Here is a 24895-nt window from a genome sequence, read left to right on the forward strand (position 1 = left end):
GTGGCCGTCTCGCCCGGCATGGGGTGGTGGTCCGTGCGTCCTGCGGCGCGGCGGATCAGGAAGGGCGTCGTCACGTTCTTCGTGGACGGGTTCGGCGCCCTGGCCGTCATCTTCGGCATGGTGCCGCCGGCCTCCGTGGAGCAGGCCAAGCAGTGGTGGCTCGACGACGGCGGCGCCGGGGGACCGGGCGGCACGGGCCCGTGCCCGCTCGACGAGCCGCCGCCCGCGCATCCCGAACGCATGGTCCCCGACGTGCCGCTCTCCCCGCGTGAACGGGAGTTGTGGGCGCAGTTGTGGGGGCACGGCCGGGTGGAGGACGGCCCCGGCCGGCGGGAGTGACGCCGGCCGCAAGAGGGGCTTTAGAGACGGACCCGACGATCGGCACGACGGGTCCGGCGGACAGTCGGTTCGACCGGGCCGACCGATGTCAACGCGATACGAGTCGCTTCGAGGCGAGGGGAAAGACGGTGGCGGAATTCGGTTCATTCGCGGAGGTCGTGCTGACGCGGTCGGACGAACGGGGTGACACGGACGCGTTCGTGTTCCTCGCGGACGGCGTGCGGGGCAAGGTGCCGGAGCGACTGCCGTACCGGAACCTGGACCGTGCGGCCAAGGACATCGCGTCCTGGCTGCAGGAACGGGGACTGGCGGGGCGTCAGGTCCTGCTGCTGTACCCCTCGGGCCTGGACTTCGTGAAGGCGTTCACGGGCTGCCTCTACGCCGGGGCCGTCGCGGTGCCCGCGCCGCTGCCCTCCGAGCAGGGCCAGCACTTCCGCCGTGTGTCCGGCATCGTCCGCGACGCCCGGGTCGGTGCCGTGCTGACCCTCGCCGAGCACGCGCCGGAGGTGGAGGCGTGGCTGGCGGCCGAGGGCTTCTCGGACGTGGTCTGCCTGCCCACCGACCAGGGCCCCGTCGGTGACGCGGCCGCCTGGCGGGACCCGGCGCTGACCCCGGACCACCTGGCGTTCCTGCAGTACACCTCGGGCTCCACCAGCGCCCCCAAGGGCGTGATGGTCTCCCACGGCAACCTGCTCGCCAACGAGGCGGCCATCGCCCGCTCCACCGGCAACACCCCCGACACGATGATCGGCGGCTGGCTGCCCTTCTACCACGACATGGGCCTGATCGGGCACATTCTCCAGCCGCTGTGGCTGGGCACCACGAGTGTGCTCATCCCGCCGGTGTCCTTCCTGCGCAAGCCCGCCCGCTGGCTGGAACTGGTCAGCGAGTACGGCGTGAACGCCAGCGGCGGCCCCAACTTCGCGTACGACCTGTGCGTGCGCCGGGTCACCGACGCGCAGCTGGAGGGCCTGGACCTGTCGACGTGGCGGACCGCCTGCAACGGCGCCGAGCCCGTCAGGGCCGAGACCCTGCAGGCGTTCACCGAGCGCTTCGGCCCCTACGGGTTCCGGCCCGAGACCATGTTCCCCTGCTACGGCATGGCCGAGACCACCCTGCTGGTCACCGGCACCCCCAAGACCCGCGGCGCGCTGCTGCGCGAGGTCGACGCGGCCGGACTGGAGCAGGGCACGCTGACGGGCCCGTACCTGGGCGCCGCGACACGGACGCTGGTCAGCAGCGGTGTCGCGCTGGCCGAGGACTTCGAGGTGCGGATCGTCGACCCCGAGACGCTCGCCGAGCGGCCCGAGGGCCAGGTCGGGGAGATCTGGGTGCGCGGCGCCAGTGTGGCCTCCGGCTACTGGGAGCGGCCCGAGGTGAACGCCGAGATCTTCGGCGCCCGGATCGCCGGCCAGGAGGAGCTGGGCGCCTGGCTGCGCACCGGCGACATGGGCGTCATGGGGAGCGGCGGCGAGCTGTTCGTGACGGGCCGTCTGAAGGAGATGGTCCTGATCAACGGCCGCAACATCTACCCGTACGACGTGGAGAGCGCGGTGCGCGGCCTGGATCCCGCGATCGGCGCGGGGGCCGTCTTCGCCGTCGACTCCGGCGGCCAGGAGCACCTGGTGGTGATCCACGAGATCCGGGCCGCCGCCGCGGGTGCGGACCTGAAGGACGTGGCCACCCAGATCCAGCGGCACATCGGCATGGAGTTCGCCGTCCCGGCGGGCAACGTGCTGCTGGTCCGCCCCGGCACCGTGCGCCGGACCACCAGCGGCAAGATCCAGCGGACGCTGATGCGCAAGCTGTTCCTCCAGGGGGCGGTCACCGCGCTGCACTCGGTGCTGGACCCGTCGGTGCGCACGCTGGTCGAGGGAGACGCGAGCGGCGCGCACGGCGCCCCGGCCGCCGATCCGGCCATGGCACCGGTGGGCTGAGCCATGGAGCATCCTCCCTACCGCGTCGCACAGGAACTGGAGTCGCTGCTCGGCGACCCCGAGGACCCCGCCACACCCTTCTCCCACGCCCGCAGCCTGGAACTGGACGAGAACGAGGAGTTCCCCGCCGACCTCTGCCGGCTGCTGGAGGGCTGGGGGCTGCAGGAGTTCTACATCCCCGCCGAGCACGGCGGCAGGCTCACCGACTACGAGACCGTCATGCAGGTCATGCGGGTGGTGGCCCGCCGCGACCTGACCGTCGCCGTCGGCCACGGCAAGACCTACCTCGGCGGGGTCTGCGTCTGGATCTCCGGCACCCCCGAGCAGGCCCGCGGCCTCGCCGCCGACATCCGGGCCGGGGTGCCGGTCTCGCTGGCCCTCACCGAGCGCGCCCACGGCAGCGACCTGCTCGCCGGGGACGTGCGCGGCGAGAGCGACGGCGCGGGCGGCTGGCGCATCAGCGGCGAGAAGTGGCTGATCAACAACGCCACCCGGGGCAGCCTCCTGTCCGTCCTCACCCGCACCTGCGAGGACGGCGGGCCGCGCGGCTTCACCGTGCTGCTCGTCGACAAGCGCCGGCTCGCTGAGGGGGACGACTACCGCTGCGTGGACAAGATCCGCACCCACGGCATCCGGGGCGCCGACATCAGCGGCATCGCCTTCGACGGCGCCCCGGTGCCGGCGGACGCGGCGGTCGGCGGCGAGGGCGGCGGCGTCGAGACCGTGCTCAAGGCCCTCCAGCTCACCCGCACCATGTGCGCCTCGCTGTCGCTGGGTGCCGCCGACCACGCGCTGGGCATCGCCCTGGACTTCGCCGAGCGGCGCGAGCTGTTCGGACGGCGGCTCATCGACCTGCCGCAGGCGCGGCACGTGCTCGCCTCGGCCGCGGCGGACGTCCTGACCGGGGAGGCACTGGCCACGGTCGCCGCCCGCTCCGTGCACACCGTCCCCGACGAGCTGAGCGTCGCCGCCGCGGCCACCAAGTACCTGGTGCCCACCGGGACCGAGGGCGTGATCGTCGAACTGACCCGGCTGCTCGGCGCCCGGGCCTTCCTCAAGGACGTCCACGCCCGGGGCATGTTCCAGAAGGTCGACCGCGACCACCGCATCGTCGGCCTCTTCGACGGCAACACCCTGGTCAACCTCAACTCCCTGGTCAACCAGTTCCGTTCGCTGTCCCGGGGCTGGCTGCGCGGCGGCGGGGACACCGAGGGCGCCGTCCGTGCCTTCGACCTGTCCACCCCGCTGCCCCCGCTGGACCCGGCGCGGCTGTCCCTGGTGGCCCGGCGCGGCAGCGGCGTCATGGCCACGCTGCCGGCGTCGGTGGCGGCCCTGCGCGCCGAGGCCGGCCGACGGCCGGAACTCAAGGGCGCGCTGGGCGCGGCGGAGCGGCTGCTCGCGGTGACCGGCCGGGTCCACGAGGAGATGGACGCGTACCGCGCCGTCGTCTCCGACGTCCCGCCCGCCGCCTTCGACGTGGCCCGCCACTACAGCCTGTGCCTGGCCGGCGCCGCCTGCCTCGGCCTGTGGACCCACAACCAGCGGACGGCGCGGGCCGGGCGCACCGGTGAACTGTGGCGCGACGGGGTGTGGCTGTGGCCCGTCCTCGACCGGCTGCTGGTGAAACTGGGCGAACCGGACGCCGGGGACCCCGACGCCTACCCGCAGCTGCTGGAGCGGCTGCGGGCCGCACGGGAGGCGGGCGAGCTGTTCTCCCTGATCCCGTTCTCGCTGGGCGGGAGCGCCGGGCGGCCCACCGGGGCGTCCGACGCCGCCGCCCGGCCCGCCCACGCATCCGGCGGTGCGGGCCCGCTCGCCCGCACATCCGGCGGTGACGGCGGTCCGCCGGCCGCCGTACCGCAAGGACAGACCGACACCCGGGCCGCCGTCGGCGGCACCCGGACACCCGAGGGGACGTCATGCTGAGTGATCCCGCGGTCCAGGGGCTGCACGGCAAGGCAGCCCCGACCGGTACCGCCCCTGCCACCGACCCGGCCACGCACCAGGCGCGCGAGAGCGCGGTCCGGGCCAGGATCGCCGACCTGGAGAACCGTTTCGGGGACCCCCAGGACCCCGCCAACCCGCTGGGCGCCGCCGGGCTGCTCGCCGCCGACGAGGCCGGGGAACTGCCCGCCGCGGGCGAGCGGCTCCTCGACGACGTCGTCCTCAACGCCGAGTTCGTGCCCACCGGCCTCGGTGGGCGCCTCGACCGCCTCGACACGCTCGTCCGCGTGATGCGTCAGGTGTTCCGGCGCGACGTGGCGCTCGGCCTCGGCTACGGCATCACGTCGTTCATGGCCGCCGTCAACGTGTGGACGGCCGGCAACGAGGAGCAGCGCCGCCGGACGGCGGAGCTGCTGCTGGGCGGCTCCAAGATCTCCGTCGCCTATCACGAGCTGCCGCACGGCAACGACTTCGTCCGCAACGAGTTCCGGGCCGACCCCGTGCCCGGTGCCTTCCGCCTCAACGGCCGCAAGGAGGTCATCAACAACGCCGACCGGGCCGCCGCCTACGCCCTGTTCAGCCGCACCGACGACAGCCCGGGCAGCCGCAGCCACTCGGTGCTGCTGGCCGAACGGGACCAGCTCGACGCGGAGCGCTTCAAGGTCCTGCCCCGCTACCACGCCGTCGGCGTGCGCGGCTGCCGGCTGTCCGGGCTGGACTTCAGCGACTGCCCGGTGCCCGACAGCACCCTCCTCGGTGCCCGCGGCCAGGGCGTGGAACTGGCGCTGCGCTCCTTCCAGATCACCCGCAGCGCCATCCCCAGCATGGCCGTCGGCGCCCTCGACACCAGCCTGCGCACGGTGGTGCGGTTCGCCCTCGGGCGCCAGCTCTACCGGCGGTCGGTGATGGAGATCCCGCACGCCTCCTCCACCCTCACCGGCGCCTTCCTGGACCTGCTGATCTGCGACAGCATGGCGACGGTCGGCACCCGGGCGGTGCATCTGCTGCCCGACGAGACCAGCGTCTACGCGGCGGCCGTGAAGTACCTGGTGCCCAAGATGCTCACCGACACTATGTACGACCTGTCGATCGTGCTCGGGGCGCGGTTCTACGTCCGCGAGGGCGAGTTCGGCCTCTTCCAGAAGCACGTGCGCGACCTGCCGGTGCTCAGCCTCGGCCACGCGGGCTCCGCGGCCTGCCAGGCCACCATCATCCCGCAGCTGTCCCGGCTGGCCCGGCGCGCCTGGTTCTCCGGCGACGAGGCCCCGCAGAGTCTGTTCCGGCCGAGGGAGGGGCTGCCCGGCATCCCCTTCGAGAGCCTCGCCCTCGCCAGCGGCCGGGACAGCCTGAGCGCCTCGCTGGTCGCCGCCGCCGACGGGCTGCCGAGCGGCTCTCCCGAGGAACTCGCGGTCCAGGCACTCGTCATGCGGATGCTGGACCAGCTGCGCCAGCTCCAGGAGGACAGCCTGAACCTCTCCCCGCAGGACCGCACCGCCCTCGCCAGCCCCGCCAGCTTCGCGCTCGCCGACCGCTACGCCGTGTTCCTCGCGGCCGCCTCCGTCCTCGGCGTCTGGCGCGGGGCCCAGGGCGGCGACGATCCCTTCCTGGCCGACCCGGCCTGGGTGGCCGCCGCACTGCACCGCCTCGCCCGCCGGCTCGGGCAGCGCCCGGCCGACCTGCCGCCCGGGTGCGAGGGCCGGGTGCACGAGGAAGTGCTCCGACGCTTCCACGAACGCCGCAGCTACGACCTCTACGACACCCCGCTGGCCGGCTGAGCGCCGGCCGACCGGACCCGACGCGCCTTCACCGAGGAGTTCTTCCATGACTGTCCCCGCGACCGACCGCACCGCGAACAACGAGCACACCGCACACACCGTCGAGTCGCTGAGCAGCTGGCTCGCCGACCGGATCGCCCTCTACCTCAGGCGCACGCCGTCCGAGATCTCGCCCACCGTGCCGCTGGCCGAGTACGGCCTCGACTCGGTCGCGGCGCTGAGCCTGTGCGGCGACATCGAGGAGGACTTCGACCTCGTCCTCGAACCCACCGTGGCCTGGGACTACCCGACCGTCGCGGCACTGGCCGAGCACCTGGTGGAGGAACTGCGGGCGATGGAGGGCGAGAATCGATGAGGCCCGTCGCCATCGTCGGCATCGACTGCCGGTTCCCGGGGGCGCCCGACACGGCCGCCTACTGGGACATGCTGATGCGCTCCGGCGACGGAGTGGAGAAGGTGCCCCGGCAGCGCTGGGACGCCCGCGCATTCCACTCCCGCGCCGGAGCGGAAGGACACTCCAACACCACCGAGGGCGGGTTCATCTCCGACCCGGACGCCTTCGACAACGAGTTCTTCACCGTCTCCCCGCGCGAGGCGGCCGCGATGGACCCGCAGCAGCGGCTGCTGCTCCAGTGCGCCTGGCGCGCCGTCGAGGACGCCGGGGTCGCCCCGCAGCGGCTGGCCGGCACCAACACCGGTGTGTTCGTGGGCATCATGGGCAACGAGTGGGCCCACCTGCACATGACCGACTACGCCCAGGTCACCGCCCAGCTCGGCTCCGGCAACGGCTACTGCATGACCGCCAACCGGGTCTCCTACCACCTCGACCTCAAGGGGCCGAGCCTGGCGGTGGACACCGCCTGCTCCTCCTCCCTCGTCGCCGTCCACCTGGCCTGCAACGCCCTGCTTGCGGGGGAGTGCGACACCGCCATCGCCGCCGGGGTCAACGTGGCGCTCACCCCGGCGCTCGGCATCTTCTACACCCAGGCCGGGCTGTCCGCCCCCGACGGCCGGTGCAAGCCCTTCAGCGCCGACGCCGACGGCATCGGCCGGGGCGAGGGGGTCGGCGCGGTGGTGCTGCGCCGGCTGGAGGACGCGATCGCCGACGGCCAGCCGGTGTACGCGGTGATCCGCGGCACCGCCGTCAACCAGGACGGCCGCAGCAACGGCATCACCGCCCCCAACCGCTGGTCGCAGCAGGAGGTGCTGGCCGCCGCCTACCGCCGGGCCGGTGTCGAGCCGTCCGACGTCGTCTTCACCGAGGCCCACGGCACCGGCACCGTCCTCGGCGACATGATCGAGACCAAGGCGCTCGGCCAGCTGCACGCCGGCCGCTCCGGGCGCCCGCTGGCCCTCGGTTCGGTCAAGGGCAACATCGGGCACACCGAGGGCGCCGCGGGCATCGCCGGGCTCATCAAGGTCGCCCTGTCCCTGCACCACAAGACGGTCCCCGCCAGCCGGTTCGCCGCCCGCGAGAACCCCGCGCTGAAACTCGCCAAACTGGGGATACGGCTGCTCAAGGCGCCGCTGCGGCTGCGCTCGGGCCCCGCCATCGGCGGCCTGAGCAGCTTCGGGATGGGCGGCACCAACGCCCACGCCGTCCTGGAGTCCGCGCCCCCGTACGCCGCCCGCCCCGAGGGGGGAGACCCGGAGTCCGGGAGCACCGGCCGGTCCACCGGCGCCACCGGACTGGGGGCCGGGGTCTTCACCCTGACCGCCCCCTCGACGGCAGCCCTCCGCCGCAACCTGCTGGTCCAGGCCGAGGCGCTGGAGAAGCGCAGGGTGCCGGCGGGCCCGCTGTCCTGGAGCAGCAACCGCACCAAGACGGGCCACCGCTACCGCTTCGCGGTCCCCGCCCGGGACACCGGCGAACTGGCCGCGACCCTGCGCGAGGCCGCCGGCGACGAGGACCTGCTGGCCCGGCTCGTCGGCAACGCGGCGGGCAAGCCGCAGGTGGCACTGCTGTTCACCGGCCAGGGCTCGCAGTACCCGGCGATGACGGCGCGGCTGTACCTGCAGTCGCCGCTGTACCGCCGCTTCCTCAACGAGGCCGACGAGGCGCTCGCCCCGCACGTCGGCGGCTCGGTGCGCGACCTGCTGCTCTCCGGAGACGAGGCCGTGCACCGCACCGGCTGGGCCCAGCCCGCCCTGTTCGCCGTCGAGTACGCCGTGGCGGCCAGTCTCGGCGAACTCGGGGTGCCGCAGGCGCTGCTGCTCGGCCACAGCGTCGGCGAGTACGCGGCCGCCGTGCTGGCCGAGGTGTTCCCGCTGGAGCAGGCCGCCCGGCTGATCGCCGCCCGGGGCGCGCTGATGGAGCAACTGCCCGAGGGCGGCGGCATGCTCGCCGTACGGGCGCCGCTCGCCGAGCTGACCGAACTGGTCGACTCGGAACCCCTGGTCGGGGTCGGCGCGGTCAACGGCCCCCGGGCCACGGTCCTGTCCGGGGACCTCGCGGCACTGGGCCGGATCGACGACGAGCTGACCCGACGGGGCGTCAGGACCCGGCGCCTGGAGGTCTCGCACGCCTTCCACTCGCCGCTCATGGACCCGATGCTCGACCGGTTCGCCGCGCTCGCGGACGAGACCGGCGGCGGTGTGCCCAAGCTCCCGGTGTACTCCACCGTGCGCGGGCGGCTGCTGGAGGCCGAGCCGATGGACGCCAAGTACTGGACCGAGCACATCAGCGCCCCCGTCCTGTTCGGCGACGCGATGAGCCGGCTGCTGGAGGCGGGACCCACGCACCTGGTGGAGACCGGCCCCCGCCCGGTCCTCAGCCGTATGGCACGCTCCCTGCGCTCCGCCGCCGGGGCCGGGGTGCACTCCGTGGCCCCCGTGTCCGGTGAGGAGGCCGACGGCCGCACGTTCGCCGAGGCGCTGGCCGAACTCTTCCGCAGCGGACTCGACCCCCGCTGGGACGCCGTCTACCCGCAGGAGGAACGCCAGCCCCAGCGGCTCGCGCCCTACGCCTTCTCCGACGCGCACCGGTTCTGGGCCCGCACCCCCGTACGGGCCGCCCCGGCGGCGGACCTCAGCGTCGTACCCGACCGGGCGGACACCGCGCCGCACCAGCGGGAGCAGGAAAGTGCGCCCGGACACGGCGCCGTGCTCACCGCCGTGCTGCCCGCCGCGCCGGAGGACGTGTCGACGGCCCCGGTGGCGCGCGCCGTCATCGAGGCCGTCGCGGAGGTCGGCGGCTACGCCACGGACGAGGTCTCGCGGCAGTCCCTGCTCTACGAGGACCTGGGCTTCGACTCGGTGATGATCATGGAGCTCAAGGACCGGCTCCAGGAACGGCTGGACGGGCTGGAGACGATCAGCGTGCAGGACCTGCTGCCCCGGCTGTCCTCGGTCGGTGACCTCGTCGACTACCTCCAGGATCGCGCCGGTTCGGCCGTCGCGTAGGCAACCCGTCGTCACGGCCGGGGCGTCGCCCCGTGACGGACTCCAAGGAAGGACCGCTCGTATGCAGTCGGAACACCCACCCCAGCACGGCTCCGCCCCTTCCGGGCCGGTCTCCTACCTCGCCTCGGTCGGCACGGCCCTGCCGGGCGACCCGGTCGACAACGCGGCGCTGGCCCGGACGCTCGGCGTCAACGAAGAGTGGATCGACGTGTTCATCGGCACCCGGACCCGGCACTTCGCCCGGGACCTGGAGACCGGCGAGGTGCGCTGGTCCCTCGCCGACCTGTGCGCCCGGGCCGCCGAGCAGGCGCTCGCCGCGTCCGGACTCGCCCCGCACGAGATCGACTTCGTGGTCATGGGCACCGCGACCCCCGACCACCTCATGCCCGCCACCGTCAACCATGTCGCCGACCAGCTCGGCCTCGACCAACTCCCCACCTACCAGCTCCAGTCCGGCTGCGCCGGCGCCGTCCAGGCCCTGCAGCTGGGCCACACCCTGGTCACCGGCGGGGGACACTCGGCGGGCCTGGTGATCGGCGGCGACGTCTGCAGCAAGCACCTCGACCTGAACCGGGACCTGTCCGCGGCCGCACCCAGCGACCTCGTCAACTACGTCCTCTTCGGCGACGGAGCCGGCGCCGCCGTCATCACCTCGGAGCCGCGCGGCCAGCGCCTGGCCCTCAGCGGTGTGCTGAACCGGTTCACCGGCCTCGGCCGGGAACCCGGCCAGGTCATCGACTGGTTCGGGCTCGCCGACCGGCACGAGGACCGCCAGGCGGTGCGGGAGGACTACAAGGCCATCGAGGAGTCCGTGCCCGTCATGGCCGTGGAGATCCTCTGGGAGCTGCTGGAGGACCGCGACTGGACCCCCGAACAGGTCGACTTCCTGCTGCCGCCGCAGCTGTCCGGCCGTATGACACGGCGGATCGCCGAGGAACTCGGCCTGCCCGGCGCCGTCGAGGTGTCCTGCGTCGCGGACACCGGCAACAACGGCAACGCCCTGCCCTTCCTCCAGCTGGAGGCGCTGCTGGGGAAGATCGGCGTGGGACAGCGCGCGCTGGCGGTCGCCGTCGAGTCCAGCAAGTGGATCAAGTCCGGTTTCGCCCTCGAAAAGATCTGACCGTCCGCACCCACCCGCCCCGGAGGACCGTACGCAATGCACACCATCGACGATTTCGTCCGCCTCGTCAGGGACGAGCTCGGCATGCCGCTGGAGGAGTACCAGATCTCCGCCGACCTGGACCAGCTGCCCGAGTGGGACTCGCTGTACCTGCTGAAACTGGTCACCGCCCTGGAACAGGCCGCCGGCCGCTCGCTGCCGGTGGGCCGGCTGCTGGAGGCCCGCAGCCTCGGCGAGATCTACCAGCTGGCGGCGCGGCCGTGACCGGATCCGGGGCCGGCGGCACTCCGCCGGCCCCCGCCCGGGCCCACCCCGAGCGCCGGCGCCGGCACACCCTCTACTTCCTGGAGCACGCCGCCCGGCAGCGGCCCGTCCACCTCGACACCGACCTCGACATGACCCGGATCGAGGCCCACCGGGCGGCCGCCAGGGCCGCCGGCCGGCGCTACTCGGTCGTCACCTATCTGCTGCACGCCACCGGCCGGGTGCTGCACCGGCACCCGGAGGCCAACGCGGCCCTCGCCCCGCCCCGGCTGTTCGGGCTGCGCGGACCCCGGACCCTGCGGTTCCCGGAGGTCACCGCCAAGCTGGCCCTCGACCGCACCGTGGACGGGGAACGGACCGTGCTCTCCGCGCTGTTGCCCGCCCTGGAACGCGCGGATCTGGACGAGATCCAGCGGCGCGTCGACCGCTACCGCGGACCCGGCACCGAACAGCTGCCCGAGTTCCGCGGTGTCCGCATGCTCGGGCGGCTGCCGGTGCCGCTCGGCCGGCTGGCCTTCGCCGCCGCGACCCGCGACCCGGCCCGGCGGCCGGGCGTCTTCGGCACCGTGGCGGTCAGCTCCCTGGGCCACCGGCCCGTCGACGGCTTCCACTCCAGCGGGGGCACCGCCGTCACGCTGTGCGCGGGCCGCGTCGTCGACCGGCCGGTCGTCAGGGACGGGCGCCTCGCGATCGCCCCGGTGATGCGGCTCGGACTCACCTTCGACCACCGGATCATCGACGGCGGAGCCGCCGCCGACGTACTCGGTGATCTCAAGCAGGAAATGGAGGGCTTCGATGACGGCGCGGAGGACGACGGCACCCAGCCCATCGCTCGGGGAGCCGGTGCGGATCTCCGGTCGTGACGGAGCCTGGGACCAGGTACGCGCGGACCTGGAGGAGCACGAGGTCGCGGTGTTGCACGCCCGGCTCGCCGACTGGCGGCCGGACCGGGCGGGCGGCCCGCGGCTGCGCGCCCTGCTGGGCCGCGACTGGGACCGGTACCTGGAGATGACGCACCCGGACGTGCGGACGAGGTTCGCCGCTTCCCGGGTGCTGCTGAAGTTCTCCGCCGCGGTGGCGCTGCGGGTGCCCCCGCAGGCCGTGGAACTCGGGTACGGCCCCACCGGCCGGCCCTATCTGCGCGGCTACGACGCGGTGGACATCAGCCTCAGCCACACCGACGACCTGCTGCTCATCGGGCTCGCCACGAAAGGGCTGATCGGAGTGGACGCCGAGCGGGCGGACCGGCCGCTCTACACGCGCGGGCTGCACCGGCACGTCTGCACACCGCACGAACTCACCGTCCTGGAGCGGCTTCCCGCAGCGCGGCGGGGAGCCGCGCTGGTGCGCATGTGGACGCTCAAGGAGGCGTACAGCAAGGCGATCGGGCAGGGACTGCGGTTCCGCTTCACCGACTTCGGCTTCAGCGGCGACGGCCGGCCCGCGCGGGTCCTGGCCCCGGACGGGGCACCGGGCACCGGCGTCGAGTGGCAGTTCCGCACCTTCTCGGTGGACGGCGGCTTCGTCGTCAGCGTCGCGGTGAGCGACGCCGGCTTCGGCGGCACCCGGGACACCGACGCGCGCACCATGCTCGACCCGCGGGTGGTCGCGGCGGTGGCCGAGGCCCTCGGCGACGACGCGGACGGCGACGACCCCGACGGGGGAGAGGACGCGGCTCTGGACTGGTGAGGGGCCGCCGGCGCGCCGGGGCGAGGAGGACACCTTCCCGCCCCGGCGCGCCGCCGTGTGCCCGGGCGGCCGACTGCGCGGGCCGGGGAGCGCTTAGCGCGGCGCAACCCGTGCGCCAGCCCGGCTTAAGGGACGGCGGCCAGCATCTTCCCCGGGCGGGCCGCCCGGCCGGGGGACGTCCCCCGCGCCCGGCCGGGAGGCCCGCCCGCCGTACGACCGGACAGCCCCGCCCGCCGCCGGTACGACCAGGAAGGCCACCGAGCCCTCCGGCCGCATCCTCCGGGCATCGGCCCCGCACCCCGGAGGAGACGGAGAACAGCGATGGACCATCTCGCAGAGCTCAAGGAGTTCGCGCGGCTGCACGCCCGCGGCCAGGGCATCGGCGACCGCCAGGTGGCGGCCGTACTGCCGAGGATCACCAACGACGAGCCGGGGCACCCCGCCTCCTGGGCCCGCGTGTGGACCGGCGAGGCCGACCGGCTGGCCTTCGCCGGCCGCCCGCTCGACGCCTGCCGGCACTACGCCCTCGCCCGTTTCCCGTACCACGGCGACGACGTCCGCCGCCGGGCCCAGGACAACTGCGTACGGACCTTCGACGACTGGCGTCGCCGACGGGGCGTCGAACGCCTGGTCCTCGACCACCCGGACGGCACGGTGGTCTGCTGGGCGAGCGGACTCGACGCCCGGCGCCGGCGGCCGCTGCTCGTGGTCATGGGCGGCATCGTCAGCGTCAAGGAGCAGTGGGCGCCGCTGCTGCCCCGGCTCGCCCGCCTGGGGTACGCGGCGGTGGTCACCGAGATGCCCGGCGTCGGGGAGAACACCCTGCGCTACCACGCGGACTCCTGGCGGCTGCTGCCGTTCCTGATGGACCGGCTGGCCGGCCGTGCCGCCGTGACCCGCACCTCCGTCCTCGGCCTCAGCTTCAGCGGCCACCTCGCGCTGCGCGCCGCGGCCGCGGACCCGCGCATCCGCTCCGTCCACACCGTCGGCGCCCCCGTGGCCGGGTTCTTCACCGACCCCGTCTGGTGGCCCCGGGTGCCGGGGATCACCGTCGCCACGCTGCGCCGGCTCACCGGGGCGGCCTCCGACGCCGAACTGCGGGCGCTGCTCGCGGACTTCCCGCTCGGCCCGGACGTCCTGGGCGCGGTCGGCATCCCGGTCGGGTACGTGGTCAGCGCCCGGGACGAGATCATCCCGCCCACGGAGCACCGGCTCCTCGCCTCCGCGCTGCCCCGTGTGCGCCTCAAGGAGTTCGACGACGTCCACGGCTCCCCGGCGCACCTGGGCGCCCTGCGCAAGTGGCTGATCACCTCACTGCTCCGGGCCCGCGTCACGACCCGCGACCGCCGGGCCACGCCGGACCGCAGGCCGCCCACGCGCGCGAACGGCACCGGAGCGGGGGGCCCGGCGCACGGGTCCGACGCGCCCGCGCGACCCGGCACCGCCGCGGGCGCCCCGTTCGCCGCGAGCGCCACGGGTACGACGAGTCCGGCAGCTCCCGGGCCCTCCGGCTACGCCGACGCCGTACCCCGGCAACCACAACCGACTCCCGCGGAGTGAACGTCCCGCGTCGGTCCGCCGGTTGCCGCCGGGCGAGTGTCCGGCGGCCGGCCCGTCGGCTCCTGCCGGCCGGGCGTCCCGCGTCGGTCCGCCGGCTCCTCCGGGGTGAACGTCCCGTGTGGGTCCGTGGGCTCCCGCCGGGCGAGTGCCTTGCGACCGCCTGTCGGCTCCTGCCGGGTGAATGTCCCGCGTTCGCCCGCCGGCCATGGCCGCGTGCGTCTCCTGCCGGTTCCGGCGAGCCGGGGGCGCGGCGGGCGGCCTCCGGTGGGTCCGGGGCCCGGCCCGTCGCCCCCTCGGCCGTACGCCGCAACGCCCGGCGGCAGCGCTCCCGCGTCCTTTCCTCGCACGCCTATCCAGAGGTGGCTGTCATGTCCTCCGTGCACACCCTCCGCGCTCCCTCCCCGCAGGCCCAGGTGTTCGCTCCGTGGCGGACGCGTACCCCCGGCCAGGCCCAGCCCTGGCGCTCCCTGATGTCGCTCGGCCTCGATCCCGACCCCGATCCCGAGAGCGTCCCCGGCGCCCAGGGACCGGGCGCACCGGACGTCGTCGAGTCCGCACCCGTTCCGCGCCGCCCCGTCCGTGACCGTCACCCGATTCCGCAGGAGGCCTGAACCGTGGCCGACGACCCCTTCACCGCCCGCTCGCCCTTCCGGCCCAGCCACCAGCCGGGCCGCCCCAAACCCCGTGCGGTGGGCCGCAACGAGGTCCGGGTCCGCACCCGCCACCTGCACGGCTACCGCTTCGCCTACCGGATGGCCGGCAAGGGCGAGTCCGCCGTGGTGCTCATCCACGGCATCGGCGACTCCTCCGCGACCTGGGCCGACGTCATCCCGGGCCTGGCCGCCCGCCACCGGGTCGTCGCTCCCGACCTGCTCGGCCACGGGGCGTCGGCCAAACCCCGCGGCGACTACTCGCCCGGGGCGTACGCCAACGGACTGCGGGACCTGCTCAGCGCCCTCGGCATCGAGCGGGCCACCCTCGTCGGGCACTCGCTCGGCGGCGCGGTGGCCGCCCAGTTCGCCTACCAGTTCCCGGAGCGCACCGAGCGGCTGGTCCTGGTCGGCAGCGGAGGCATCGGACGCCAGGTCTCCCCGCTGCTGCGGGCCGCCACCCTGCCCGGCGCCGAACTGCTGCTCTCGGCCCTGCAACTGCCCACGGTGCGCTGGCAGCTGCAGATGATCGTCAAGATCATGAAGACGCTGGACACCGGCCTGGGCGTCGACGCGCCGGACCTGCTGAGGGTGGTCGACGCCCTGCCGGACGCGAGTTCGCGCAGCGCCTTCGTACGGACCCTGCGGGCCGTCGTCGACTGGCGGGGACAGGTCGGCACCCTGCTCGACCGCTGCTACCTGACCCAGGGCATGCCGACCATGCTGCTGTGGGGCGGCCGGGACATGGTGGTCCCGGCCCTGCACGCCGGTCTCGGCCATGTCTCCATGCCCGGCAGCCGGCTGGAGATCTTCGAGGAGGCGGGACACTTCCCGTTCCACTCGGACCCGGAGCGCTTCCTCGGCGTGCTCCACGACTTCATCGCCCGCACCGAGCCCGCCCGGTTCAGCGCCGAGGAGTGGCGGCAGCTGCTGCGCACCCGCCGAGCCCGTCACCGCGGCGCCCACCCCCTCCAGGGGCGGGCCACCGGATGACGGCGGGCCGCGCGGTGACCGGAGAGGTTCACCGCGCGGCCCGCACCCGCCGCCGGCCGCCCGGGGAGCCCGGGGCCGGCTCCCGGGACGTCAGGCGGCCCCCGCCGGGGTGAGGGCCGGGACGGCCGTTCCGATGAGCCACATCCCCGGGCGGACCTCGACCGCGTGCGCGACCGGGGACAGACGGCGCGCGGGGTCCGGCGCCAGGCGGGCCGCGGTACGGCGGACGTACTCCGTCCAGCGGCGGTCACCGAGGCGTTCCGCGGTCCGCCGGCACTGCTCCAGATGCCGGCCGGCCACCTCCGGGCGGCCCCGCCGCAGGTTCACCAGGGCCAGGCCGTTCAGCGCGGCCACCTCGCCCCGCGCGTCGCCCTCCGCCGAGCACACCGCCAGGGCCCGCCCGTAACGCCGCGCGGCGGGCTCCGCCAGTCCCTGTCCGAGCAGGACGTCGGCCGCGCCGATCCGGCAGCGCGCGACGCCGGTCCGGTCGCGGACCAGTTCGAACGCGTGCTGGGCGGCGGTGTGGTGGCGCAGCGCCCGGTCGGCCTGGCGGCGCTGCCAGGCGAGGTCGCCCAGCGAGTACTGGATCACCGCTTCCGCCTCGGTGCTCCGGGACCGCCGCGCGGCGTCCAGTGCGAGCCGGTGGGTCTCCTCCCACTCCTCCCACGCGGCCCGGGCGTGGAAGTAACCGGCCGCGCTCCACGCGAGCCGCCACACCAGGGGCCACAGCCCCGCCGCGTGCGCCTGCCGTACGGTCTCCACCAGGCCCGTGGCCTCCTCGCGGAACCATCCCAGGGGACTCGCGCCGACGACCGCCCCGGCGTCGCTCTCGCCGGCCGTGGCGGCGGGGCGGGCCCGCCAGTCGCGTCCCGGGGTGAGCCGCGCGTCGGCGTGCCGGGCCAGGGCGACGTAGGCCCGGCCCAGCCGCTCGACGGCGTCCCGCCGGGTCCGGGCGGCGTCCGGCTCCGCCTCCCGCAGTTCGGTGGCCAGCACCCGCAGCAGCGAGTGGAAGCCGTAGCGGACCGACTGCCCGTCGCCGCGGGCCTCCAGCAGCTGGGCCCGTACGAGTTCCTCGGCCGTCTCCTCCGCCTCCGCCCGCCCGGTGCCGAGCAGGGCCGCGACGGTCCACCCCGTGAAGTCGGGGGCCGGGGCCAGCGACAGCAGCCGGAAGGCGCGCCGCAGCGCGGGCCCGGCCTCCTGGTAGCCGGTCAGCAGGCTGGAGCGCAGGTCGAGATCGCCCTCGCGCAGCACGCCGAGCCGGGTCCGTTCGTCGCGCAGCCGGCCCGCCAGCGCGGCGGGGGTGGTGTGCGGCCGGGCCGTCAGGGCCGCCGCGGCCACGCGCAGCGCCAGCGGGAAGTACTCGCACAGCCGGGCGATCTCGGCGGCCGCCGCCGGGTCCTGCGCCATCCGCTCGCCGCCGGCGGCCAGCAGCAGTTCCACCGCCTCCTGGGGCCGTACCGCGTCCAGCCCCAGGTGCTCCGCGCCGTCGAGGGCTGCGGCCCGGCGGCGACCGGTGACGATCACCGTGCCCTCCGCGAAGGCCCGCAGCAGCGGCCGTATCTGCTGCTCCGACGCGGCGTCGTCCAGGATCAGCAGCATCCGGCGTCCCCGCAGCGCCCGCCGCAGCCGGTCCGTCAGCTCCTCGGGGTCGGTGGGCGGGGCGCCGGGGACGTCGTCGGTGAGACGGCGCAGCAGGGCCGCTCCCGCCTGCGCGGAGCTGAGCGGACGCCCCTGCGGTCCGCGCAGGCCGATCAGCAGCCCGCCGTCCGGGAACAGGTCCGCCGTCCGGTGGGCGAGCCGCAGCGCCAGCGCGGTCTTGCCGACGCCGGCCGGCCCGGAGAGGGCCAGGACCCGCACCGGGTCCCCGCCGGCGCTCCCGCGCAACGCCTTCTCCCCGTACGCCAGTTCCTCGTGGCGGCCGACGAAACCGGGCGGCGCGGAGGGCAGCGCCGGAGGCGGGCCGGGCAGGGGGAGAGGTCCGTCGGCCGGTCCCGCCGCCCGCCGGGGAACCCCCGGGTGCGCCGATGCGCCGGTCTCGCGGCCCGGCGCCGCACGGCCCGCGCCGTCACGGCCGTCGCCGCGCGCGGCGCGGGGCGGCTGCCAGTCCAGGGAGGGGTCCCGGCGCAGGACACGCTCGTGCAGCCGGGACAGACCCGGGCCCGGTTCGACCCCCAGCTCCTCCACCAGGGAGTGGCGCAGCCGCCCGTACACCCGCAGCGCGTCGGACCCGCGGCCCGTGCGGTACAGCGCCACCATGAGGTGCCCGTGCAGGCTCTCCCGCAACGGGTACTCGTTGGCCAGGGCCAGCAGCTCCCCGGCGAGTTCCTGGTGGCGGCCCAGCCGCAGGTCGGCGACGATCCGCTGCTCCAGGACCTCCATCCGCAGCTCGTCCAGCCGGATGGCGGCGGACTCCAGCCGCACCCCGTGCGGGATCCCCGACAGGGCCGGGCCCGTCCACAGCGCGAGCGCCTCGTGCAGCAGCCGGGAGGCGCCGGCGAAGTCCCCTTCCTGGTAGGCCGCGCGGCCCTCGGCCCGCAGCCGCTCGAAGCAGGGCAGGTCGAACTCCCCCTCGGGAACCGCCAGGAGGTATCCCGGGGCCCGGGTCAGCAGATCCCCGGCCGGTGCCGGACCCCCGCTGTCCGCGAGCACCTTGCGCAACTGGGAGACGTACACCTGGAGGGTGGTGGTCGCGGTGCGCGGTGGCTCCGTCCCCCACAGTTCGTCGATCAGGCTGTGCACCGGGACGACTTCACCGGCCTGCACGAGCAGGGTGGCGAGCAGGGCGCGCGGTTTCGCCGCGGAGGGAGTGCGGGGCGACAGACTCACCGGCCCCAGAACCCGGAAACGCATCGGAGAGCTCCTTGATCAGGAAGACGAGTGGGAGGGGAGGGCGTCGGCCGGTCCGGGCGGCGGCGTGCGTCAGCAGTCCTGCAGCAGGACCGCCGAGGCGGTGCACAGCACACGGCTGCCCTGGCTGAAGGCGAGCCGGGTCCGTACGGTGGGCCGGTCCGCCTCGTCGCGGACCGGCTCGTCCGCGACGACCGTGCAGGTCAGCGGCAGGTCGGCATCCCCGAAGCCGCGGAACGACGCCCGCCACCGGGTCAGCATGGCGTGGGCGGGCCGCAGCCCGTGCAGTTCCGCGGCGGCGAGCAGCGACGCCTGCCGGGACGCCTCCAGGAACACCGGACCGGGAACGTGGTCGCCGGGCACCGCCGAGAAGACCTCGTGCCCGGGATCACCGGCCACCGGCAGCACGAACTCCCCGTAGGGCGCCCGCAGCGGCGTTCCCACGATGACGTTGCGCGGGTCCCGGCGCCCGACCGACTCGGGCGTCACGGCGGGCGGCTCCTCCTGGGAGGCCGCGGTCATGGAGGCCAGCGGGCGCACCACCGGCGCCGTGCTGCGCAGACTCTCCCGACGCCCCACCTCGCGGTGCGAGCGGTACACCCCGGGCATCAGGAACTGGATCCGCGCGGAAGCGCTCCCACACCCGACGCCGTCGATCGCCACGTCACCGCGGCAGTCGAGGCCGCGCGGCACGCCGTTGACCACGTCCACGGGGACCAGGGTGATGTCCAGGGTCAGATGGGCCGGGCGCCCCGTGGGACGCCACGGGGCGAGGTCGAGGACGTCGAGCCCGCTGGAGACGAACACCGCGGGGCGCTCGGCGGGCACCCGGAAGTACTGGTGGGCCACGAAGTGCGTCGCCTGACGCAGGGTCTCGGCGACGAAGAGCAGATCGTGGAAGGTGCCCGGTCCGTCGTTGAACGTCCCGTGGTCACCGGGCAGTTCGGCGGAGAGCGCGAAGTGCTGCTCCTCCGCGGCGGTGGCGTCCAGCAGGAACCCCTCCGGTGTGACGGGTCTGTGCAGCAGGTGCAGCGGTGCGGTGCGACCTCTGGAGTCCGGGGTGGACGCGGCGGGCTGGGAGGTGAAGGTGATGTCCATTGCAGCTCCTTCTGGGATGGCCCGGGGTGCGCGCGGGGTGCGGGCGGCGCGCACAACGCCACAGGGCGGTGGCGAAAGAATTCCGCCACCGCCTCCACGGTGTCCCGGATCACTGGTATCGGCCTGTACCTGGCCTGGAACCGGGCTGTATCACGGCGGAATCGGGCCATCCGGGGCCGGACACCGGGCACCGCGAGGTCCGCGCACGGGTCTGCGCGAGGTCTGCGCGAGGTCTGCCGGGGTACTACGCGGCCCGTGCGGCGACCAGGGGGTGGTCCTCGGCCAGCGGTCCCGCCGCGCTCGCGCCGCCGGGTGATCCGAGACCGGCGAAGACCTCCGCGTCCGCCGAGCGGTAACCGCTCCATTCGGCCGGGACGTCGTCCTCGAAGAAGATCGCCTCCACCGGGCAGACGGGTTCACAGGCGCCGCAGTCGACGCATTCGTCGGGCTGGATGTAGAGCTTGCGCGGGCCCTCGTAGATGCAGTCGACGGGGCATTCGTCGATGCAGGCCCGGTCCTTGACGTCGACACAGGGCTGAGCGATCACGTAGGTCATGCTGTCCCTCCCCGGGATGAGCGGTGAAACGGTTGCGGTCGGACGGGCGCGGACACGTGCGGGCGGCCGTGGAACCGGGGGCGCGCCCTACGGTCGGCCGGCCGTGGCGGACCGGCCGACGCTCCAGGTGTCCTTGCCGGCGAGCAGGGCGGACAGGTCGCCCTTGCCGGACCGCTCGACGGCGGTGTCGAGCTGGCCGGCCATCTGGGTGTCGTAGACGGGGCGTTCGACGCTGCGGAAGACCCCGATCGGGGTGTGGTGCAGGGTGTCGGGGTCGGCGAGCCGTGACAGGGCGAACGCGGTGGTGGGGGACGCGGCGTGGGCGTCGTGGACCAGGACGCGGGACGCGTTGTCGGGGGTGACGGTGACGATGTCGAGGTCGCCGGTGGTCTCGTTGCGTACGACGCCTCGGCTGCCGTCGGCGCCGAAACGGACGGGGCGGCCGTGTTCGAGGCGGACGACGGCTTCCTGGGCCCGTTGACGGTCCTTGAGCGCGTCGAAGGCGCCGTCGTTGAAGATGTTGCAGTTCTGGTAGATCTCCACCAGCGCGGTGCCGGGGTGGGCGGCGGCCTGCCGCAGGACGCCGGTGAGGTGGGCGCGGTCGGAGTCGACGGTCCGGGCGACGAACGAGGCTTCGGCGCCGAGCGCGAGGGAGACCGGGTTGAAGGGGGCGTCGAGGGAGCCCATGGGGGTGGACTTGGTGATCTTCCCGACCTCGGAGGTGGGGGAGTACTGCCCTTTCGTGAGGCCGTAGATGCGGTTGTTGAAGAGCAGGATCTTCAGGTTCACGTTGCGGCGGAGGGCGTGGATGAGGTGGTTGCCGCCGATGGAGAGGGCGTCGCCGTCGCCGGTGACGACCCAGACGGACAGGTCGCGTCGGGAGGTGGCGAGCCCGGTGGCGATGGCGGGGGCGCGTCCGTGGATGGAGTGCATCCCGTAGGTGTTCATGTAGTACGGGAAGCGGGAGGAGCAGCCGATGCCGGAGACGAAGGTGATGTTCTCCCTGGCCAGACCGAGTTCGGGCATGAAGCCCTGGACGGCGGCGAGGATGGCGTAGTCACCGCAGCCGGGGCACCAGCGCACCTCCTGGTCGGACTTGAAGTCCTTCGGCTGGAGCCGGAGTTCAGTTCCCACGGATCGTCTCCCGCAGTGTGTGGGCGAGCTGGCCCGCCTTGAACGGTGTGCCGGTGACCTGGGTGCATGCCCGGACGTCGACCAGGTACTTCGCCCGGATCAGCGTGGCGAGCTGGCCGAGGTTCATCTCGGGGACGACGACCCGCCGGTACCGGGAGAGCACCTCGCCCAGGTTCCCGGGGAAGGGGTTGAGGTGGCGCAGGTGGGCCTGGGCGATCGGCTCGCCGGCCGTCCGCAGCTGCCGTACCGCCGCCGAGATGGGGCCGTAGGTCGATCCCCAGCCCAGGACGAGGGTGTCGGCCCCGTGCGGGTCGTCGACCTCGATGTCGGGGACGTCGATGCCGTCGATCTTCGCCTGCCGGGTCCGCACCATGAAGTCGTGGTTGGCCGGGTCGTAGGAGATGTTGCCCGTGCCGTCCTGTTTCTCGATGCCGCCGATCCGGTGTTCGAGCCCCGGTGTGCCGGGGACGGCCCAGGGGCGGGCGAGGGTCTCGGGGTCGCGCTTGTAGGGCCAGAAGACCTCGGTGCCGTCGTCGAGGGTGTGGTTGGGCCCCTGGGCGAACCGCACCCGCAGATCGGGGAGTTCGTCGGCACCGGGGATGCGCCACGGCTCGGAGCCGTTGGCCAGGTAGCCGTCGCTCAGCAGGAAGACCGGGGTGCGGTAGGTGACGGCGATGCGGGCGGCCTCGATGGCGGCGTCGAAGCAGTCGGCGGGGGTGCGGGCCGCCACCACCGGCACCGGTGCCTCCCCGTTGCGGCCGTACATCGCCTGGAGCAGATCCGCCTGCTCGGTCTTGGTGGGCAGGCCCGTGGAGGGGCCGCCGCGCTGGATGGCGACGACGAGCAGGGGCAGTTCGAGGGAGACGGCCAGGCCGATGGTCTCCGACTTCAGTGCCACGCCCGGACCGGAGGTGGTGGTGACGGCGAGGGAGCCGCCGAAGGCCGCCCCGAGCGCTGCGCCGACGGCGGCGATCTCGTCCTCGGCCTGGAAGGTGCGGACACCGAAGTTCTTGTGCCGCGACAGCTCGTGGAGGATGTCGGAGGCCGGGGTGATGGGGTAGGAGCCGAGGTAGAGGGGCAGCTCGGCCCGGTGGGAGGCGGCGACGAGGCCGTAGGACAGGGCGAGGTTGCCGCTGATGTTCCGGTAGAGGCCGGGTGGGAAGGCGCTGGTGGCGGGGGCGACCTCGTAGGAGACGGCGAAGTCCTCGGTGGTCTCGCCGAAGTTCCAGCCGGCGCGGAAGGCGGCGAGGTTGGCGGCCGCGATCTCGGGCTTCTTGGCGAACTTGGCGGCCAGGAACTTCTCGGTGCCCTCGGTCGGCCGGTGGTACATCCAGGACAGCAGGCCGAGCGCGAACATGTTCTTGCTGCGCTCGGCCTCCTTGCGGCTGAGGTCGAAGGACTTGAGCGCCTCGACGGTCAGGGTGGTCAGGGGGACGGGATGGACGCGGTGGGCGTCCAGTGAGCCGTCGTCCAGGGGACTGGTGGCGTAACCGACCTTCTGCATCGCCCGCTTGGTGAACTCGTCGGTGTTGACGATGATCTCCGTGCCGCGGGCCATGTCGGCGATGTTGGCCTTGAGCGCGGCGGGGTTCATCGCGACGAGGACGTCGGGGGCGTCGCCGGGGGTGAGGATGTCGTGGTCGGCGAAGTGCAGCTGGAAGCTGGAGACGCCGGGCAGGGTGCCGGCGGGGGCGCGGATCTCGGCGGGGAAGTTCGGCAGGGTGGAGAGATCGTTCCCGAACGACGCCGTCTCGGAGGTGAAACGGTCACCCGTGAGCTGCATCCCGTCACCGGAATCCCCGGCGAACCGGATGACCACCCTGTCCAGGCGGCGCACGTCCTTGGTGCGGATCCCGGCCGGCGTCGGCACGGCCTCTTCGATGTCCACGGTGTCTACCGTCACGCGTCTCGTCTCCTCTGGCTTTCCGCTGTCCGGCGCCGCTGCGTGGGCCCGGCCCTGCCGTCGCGTCCCCGTCGTCCCGATGGGCGGTGACGAGCCGGCAGGGCCTGCCTGACCGGGACGCTAGGCAGGCCGCCTTGCGCCGGGCCAAAGCGCCCCGCACACGCTCGCGCCCTGGGCCTGTCGTGCGGATCACGCCCGGGCCGCGGGGCCCGGCACGCCTTCCCCCACTGCATCGAGGGCGTGGGGGACCCCAGCGGCGTTGTCGTCGGGTGCCGACGCTCCGCGTCCACGCCTTCGTCGCCTTCCTCCGCCTTGCAGCCGCACGCTCCGAACGCCGCTCACCGGCGGTCGTCGGACGCCGTGGCCCGAAGTCGGCATGAACCGCACGACAGGCCCCGGCCCCGTCGCCCGCCCGCCGCCGGTTCAGCGGTGGTTCAGCGGTTCTCCAGAGCGGCTCGCGACGCTTCTCTCGGCCGGTGGACAGCCGGACTCGGCGTTCCCTTCCCCGGCGGTGCCCCGCACGGCCCCGCCCGTCGTCACCGACCGCCGCCGCCGCGCACCGGCCCGCCCGGCCTTCCCTCCTCGCCACCGTACGAACCGCCGTACGAACCACCGCATGAAGGAGCACACCTTGGACGCGTCAGCCTCGGCCTCCCGCCGAACCCTGCTGAGACTCGCCACCGCCGCCGGCCTGGGCGGGGCGCTCGCCGCCACTCCGCTGCCGGCGTTCGCGCAGTCCGCGCGCTGCCCGCTGCCGCGCACGCTCAGCGTCACCGCCCCGGGCCTGTACCCCGAGGGTGTCGCATGGGACCCGACGAGGAAGGCGTTCCTCGTCGGCTCCAGCGCGCAGGGCACGATCTCGGTGGTCCGGGCCGACGGCTCCGTGACCCCGCTGGTGGCCCCGTTCGCCCAGGTGTCGGTCCTCGGCGTCACCGTGGACGCGCCCCGCCGCCGGGTCCTGGCCGCCTACACCGACTACTTCTTCCGCATGATGGGCATCATCGACCCCTCCCTGCCCCCGGTGTCCGGCGTCGGCGTCTTCGACCTCGTCACCGGAGCCGTGCGGCACCTGGTCGACGTCTCCGACGGACAGCCCCTGCCGCGCGCCAACGACCTCACCGTCGACCGGAACGGCACCATCCACGTCACCGACACCGGGGTCGACACCGTCACCACCGTGAGCCGCGACGGAGAGGTCCTGAACGTCCTGCGCGACGACCGCTTCGCCACCGCCGACACCGGCCCGAACGGCATCGTCCACCACCCCGCCGGCTTCCTCCTCATGGGCAAGTACGAGGGCGGCCGCCTCTTCCGCATCGACCGCCCCTGCTCGGCGCGGCCGAAGGTCAGCGAGGTCCGCCTGGAGGGGGCGCCCGCCTCCCTCGACGGCATCGCACTGCGCCCCGACGGCACGCTGGTCGCCGTCTCCAACGACCTGTCGCTGTCCGGCGGACGCCAGAGCCCGGACGAGGTCGTGGTGCTGCGGTCCACCGACGGCTGGCGCACCGCCCGCACGGTCCAGCGCCGGACCTGGCCGCACGAGGACCCCACCACCGTCGCCGTGACCCCGTACGGGGACTACGTGGTGAGCGGCGGACTCCGGGAGATCCTCACCGGCGTCCCCTCGACCACGCCCGGCACGTTCCAGCTGCGCCGCCGCTGACGGCACCGGTCGGCGTCCCCG

At 74.2% G+C, this 24895-nt stretch carries 19 protein-coding genes; 14 read left to right on the forward strand and 5 right to left on the reverse strand.

Features of this window, described 5'->3' with window-relative positions; translation table 11 throughout:
* The 13 genes from SCAB_RS30030 (at position 1) to SCAB_RS30090 (ending at position 15673) form a co-directional block, all read left to right on the forward strand.
* Positions 1–339: a DUF6059 family protein gene (locus tag SCAB_RS30030; protein ID WP_013003866.1), complete on the forward strand. Its 339-nt coding sequence runs from the start codon at positions 1–3 to the stop codon at positions 337–339.
* A 128-nt stretch (positions 340–467) separates the two neighbouring features.
* Entirely contained in the window at positions 468–2276 is a 1809-nt protein-coding gene (locus tag SCAB_RS30035) for a fatty acyl-AMP ligase (RefSeq protein ID WP_013003867.1), read from the forward strand.
* Between the two features lie 3 nt (positions 2277–2279).
* Positions 2280–4202 (forward strand): acyl-CoA dehydrogenase family protein, encoded by a 1923-nt coding sequence (locus SCAB_RS30040; protein WP_013003868.1) that lies wholly within the window; start codon positions 2280–2282, stop codon positions 4200–4202.
* Positions 4196–5995 carry an acyl-CoA dehydrogenase family protein gene (locus SCAB_RS30045; protein WP_013003869.1) on the forward strand — a complete coding sequence of 600 codons (1800 nt, stop codon included), beginning with the start codon at positions 4196–4198 and terminating at the stop codon, positions 5993–5995. Before SCAB_RS30040 ends, SCAB_RS30045 begins: the two co-directional genes overlap by 7 nt.
* Positions 5996–6041: 46 nt before the next feature.
* A complete protein-coding gene (locus SCAB_RS30050; RefSeq protein WP_005478986.1) occupies positions 6042–6350 on the forward strand; it encodes an acyl carrier protein in 309 nt (102 codons plus the stop codon).
* A complete protein-coding gene (locus tag SCAB_RS30055) occupies positions 6347–9397 on the forward strand; it encodes a type I polyketide synthase (RefSeq protein WP_013003870.1) in 3051 nt (1016 codons plus the stop codon). The genes SCAB_RS30050 and SCAB_RS30055 overlap by 4 nt, the downstream gene beginning before the upstream one ends.
* A gap of 61 nt (positions 9398–9458) precedes the next feature.
* Positions 9459–10517, forward strand: coding sequence for a 3-oxoacyl-ACP synthase III family protein (locus SCAB_RS30060; RefSeq protein ID WP_013003871.1), 1059 nt, complete (start codon positions 9459–9461; stop codon positions 10515–10517).
* 36 nt (positions 10518–10553) lie between these two features.
* Entirely contained in the window at positions 10554–10781 is a 228-nt protein-coding gene (locus SCAB_RS30065) for an acyl carrier protein (RefSeq protein WP_013003872.1), read from the forward strand.
* Positions 10778–11644, forward strand: a complete 867-nt coding sequence (locus tag SCAB_RS30070) for a 2-oxo acid dehydrogenase subunit E2 (protein ID WP_013003873.1) — start codon at positions 10778–10780, stop codon at positions 11642–11644. Before SCAB_RS30065 ends, SCAB_RS30070 begins: the two co-directional genes overlap by 4 nt.
* Positions 11577–12470 carry a 4'-phosphopantetheinyl transferase family protein gene (locus SCAB_RS30075; RefSeq protein WP_037726486.1) on the forward strand — a complete coding sequence of 298 codons (894 nt, stop codon included), beginning with the start codon at positions 11577–11579 and terminating at the stop codon, positions 12468–12470. The genes SCAB_RS30070 and SCAB_RS30075 overlap by 68 nt, the downstream gene beginning before the upstream one ends.
* Positions 12471–12791: 321 nt before the next feature.
* Positions 12792–14030 carry an alpha/beta fold hydrolase gene (locus tag SCAB_RS30080; protein ID WP_013003875.1) on the forward strand — a complete coding sequence of 413 codons (1239 nt, stop codon included), beginning with the start codon at positions 12792–12794 and terminating at the stop codon, positions 14028–14030.
* Positions 14031–14398: 368 nt separating this feature from the next.
* Positions 14399–14641: a hypothetical protein gene (locus SCAB_RS30085; protein WP_037726487.1), complete on the forward strand. Its 243-nt coding sequence runs from the start codon at positions 14399–14401 to the stop codon at positions 14639–14641.
* A 3-nt stretch (positions 14642–14644) separates the two neighbouring features.
* On the forward strand, positions 14645–15673 hold the full coding sequence (locus tag SCAB_RS30090; RefSeq protein ID WP_013003876.1) for an alpha/beta fold hydrolase: 1029 nt from the start codon (positions 14645–14647) through the stop codon (positions 15671–15673).
* Positions 15674–15763: 90 nt separating this feature from the next.
* Here the strand turns inward: SCAB_RS30090 and SCAB_RS30095 are convergent, their stop codons facing one another.
* The 5 genes from SCAB_RS30095 to SCAB_RS30115 form a co-directional block, all read right to left on the reverse strand.
* Entirely contained in the window at positions 15764–18523 is a 2760-nt protein-coding gene (locus SCAB_RS30095; protein WP_013003877.1) for an AfsR/SARP family transcriptional regulator, read from the reverse strand.
* 69 nt (positions 18524–18592) lie between these two features.
* Positions 18593–19618: an AfsA-related hotdog domain-containing protein gene (locus SCAB_RS30100; protein ID WP_013003878.1), complete on the reverse strand. Its 1026-nt coding sequence runs from the start codon at positions 19616–19618 to the stop codon at positions 18593–18595.
* Positions 19619–19862: 244 nt separating this feature from the next.
* Positions 19863–20174, reverse strand: a complete 312-nt coding sequence (gene fdxA / locus SCAB_RS30105; RefSeq protein WP_013003879.1) for a ferredoxin — start codon at positions 20172–20174, stop codon at positions 19863–19865.
* A gap of 87 nt (positions 20175–20261) precedes the next feature.
* A complete protein-coding gene (locus SCAB_RS30110; protein ID WP_013003880.1) occupies positions 20262–21308 on the reverse strand; it encodes a 2-oxoacid:ferredoxin oxidoreductase subunit beta in 1047 nt (348 codons plus the stop codon).
* On the reverse strand, positions 21298–23211 hold the full coding sequence (locus SCAB_RS30115) for a 2-oxoacid:acceptor oxidoreductase subunit alpha (protein WP_041669817.1): 1914 nt from the start codon (positions 23209–23211) through the stop codon (positions 21298–21300). The genes SCAB_RS30110 and SCAB_RS30115 overlap by 11 nt, the downstream gene beginning before the upstream one ends.
* 631 nt (positions 23212–23842) lie before the next feature.
* Between SCAB_RS30115 and SCAB_RS30120 the strand changes: the two genes are divergently transcribed.
* Positions 23843–24874, forward strand: coding sequence for an SMP-30/gluconolactonase/LRE family protein (locus SCAB_RS30120; protein ID WP_041671059.1), 1032 nt, complete (start codon positions 23843–23845; stop codon positions 24872–24874).
* Positions 24875–24895: the final 21 nt, after the last annotated feature.

Origin of the sequence: Streptomyces scabiei 87.22 (genome assembly GCF_000091305.1) — a bacterium.
Taxonomy (GTDB): domain Bacteria; phylum Actinomycetota; class Actinomycetes; order Streptomycetales; family Streptomycetaceae; genus Streptomyces; species Streptomyces scabiei.

What these genes read in the sequence shown, in the direction of transcription:
- SCAB_RS30095 (WP_013003877.1), bottom strand. Translation starts at nt 18,523, where the DNA reads ATGCGTTTCCGGGTTCTGGGGCCGGTGAGTCTGTCGCCCCGCACTCCC.
- SCAB_RS30065 (WP_013003872.1), top strand. Translation starts at nt 10,554, where the DNA reads ATGCACACCATCGACGATTTCGTCCGCCTCGTCAGGGACGAGCTCGGC.
- SCAB_RS30075 (WP_037726486.1), top strand. Translation starts at nt 11,577, where the DNA reads ATGACGGCGCGGAGGACGACGGCACCCAGCCCATCGCTCGGGGAGCCG.
- SCAB_RS30045 (WP_013003869.1), top strand. Translation starts at nt 4,196, where the DNA reads ATGCTGAGTGATCCCGCGGTCCAGGGGCTGCACGGCAAGGCAGCCCCG.
- SCAB_RS30100 (WP_013003878.1), bottom strand. Translation starts at nt 19,618, where the DNA reads ATGGACATCACCTTCACCTCCCAGCCCGCCGCGTCCACCCCGGACTCC.
- SCAB_RS30080 (WP_013003875.1), top strand. Translation starts at nt 12,792, where the DNA reads ATGGACCATCTCGCAGAGCTCAAGGAGTTCGCGCGGCTGCACGCCCGC.
- fdxA (WP_013003879.1), bottom strand. Translation starts at nt 20,174, where the DNA reads ATGACCTACGTGATCGCTCAGCCCTGTGTCGACGTCAAGGACCGGGCC.
- SCAB_RS30060 (WP_013003871.1), top strand. Translation starts at nt 9,459, where the DNA reads ATGCAGTCGGAACACCCACCCCAGCACGGCTCCGCCCCTTCCGGGCCG.
- SCAB_RS30085 (WP_037726487.1), top strand. Translation starts at nt 14,399, where the DNA reads ATGTCCTCCGTGCACACCCTCCGCGCTCCCTCCCCGCAGGCCCAGGTG.
- SCAB_RS30040 (WP_013003868.1), top strand. Translation starts at nt 2,280, where the DNA reads ATGGAGCATCCTCCCTACCGCGTCGCACAGGAACTGGAGTCGCTGCTC.
- SCAB_RS30055 (WP_013003870.1), top strand. Translation starts at nt 6,347, where the DNA reads ATGAGGCCCGTCGCCATCGTCGGCATCGACTGCCGGTTCCCGGGGGCG.
- SCAB_RS30050 (WP_005478986.1), top strand. Translation starts at nt 6,042, where the DNA reads ATGACTGTCCCCGCGACCGACCGCACCGCGAACAACGAGCACACCGCA.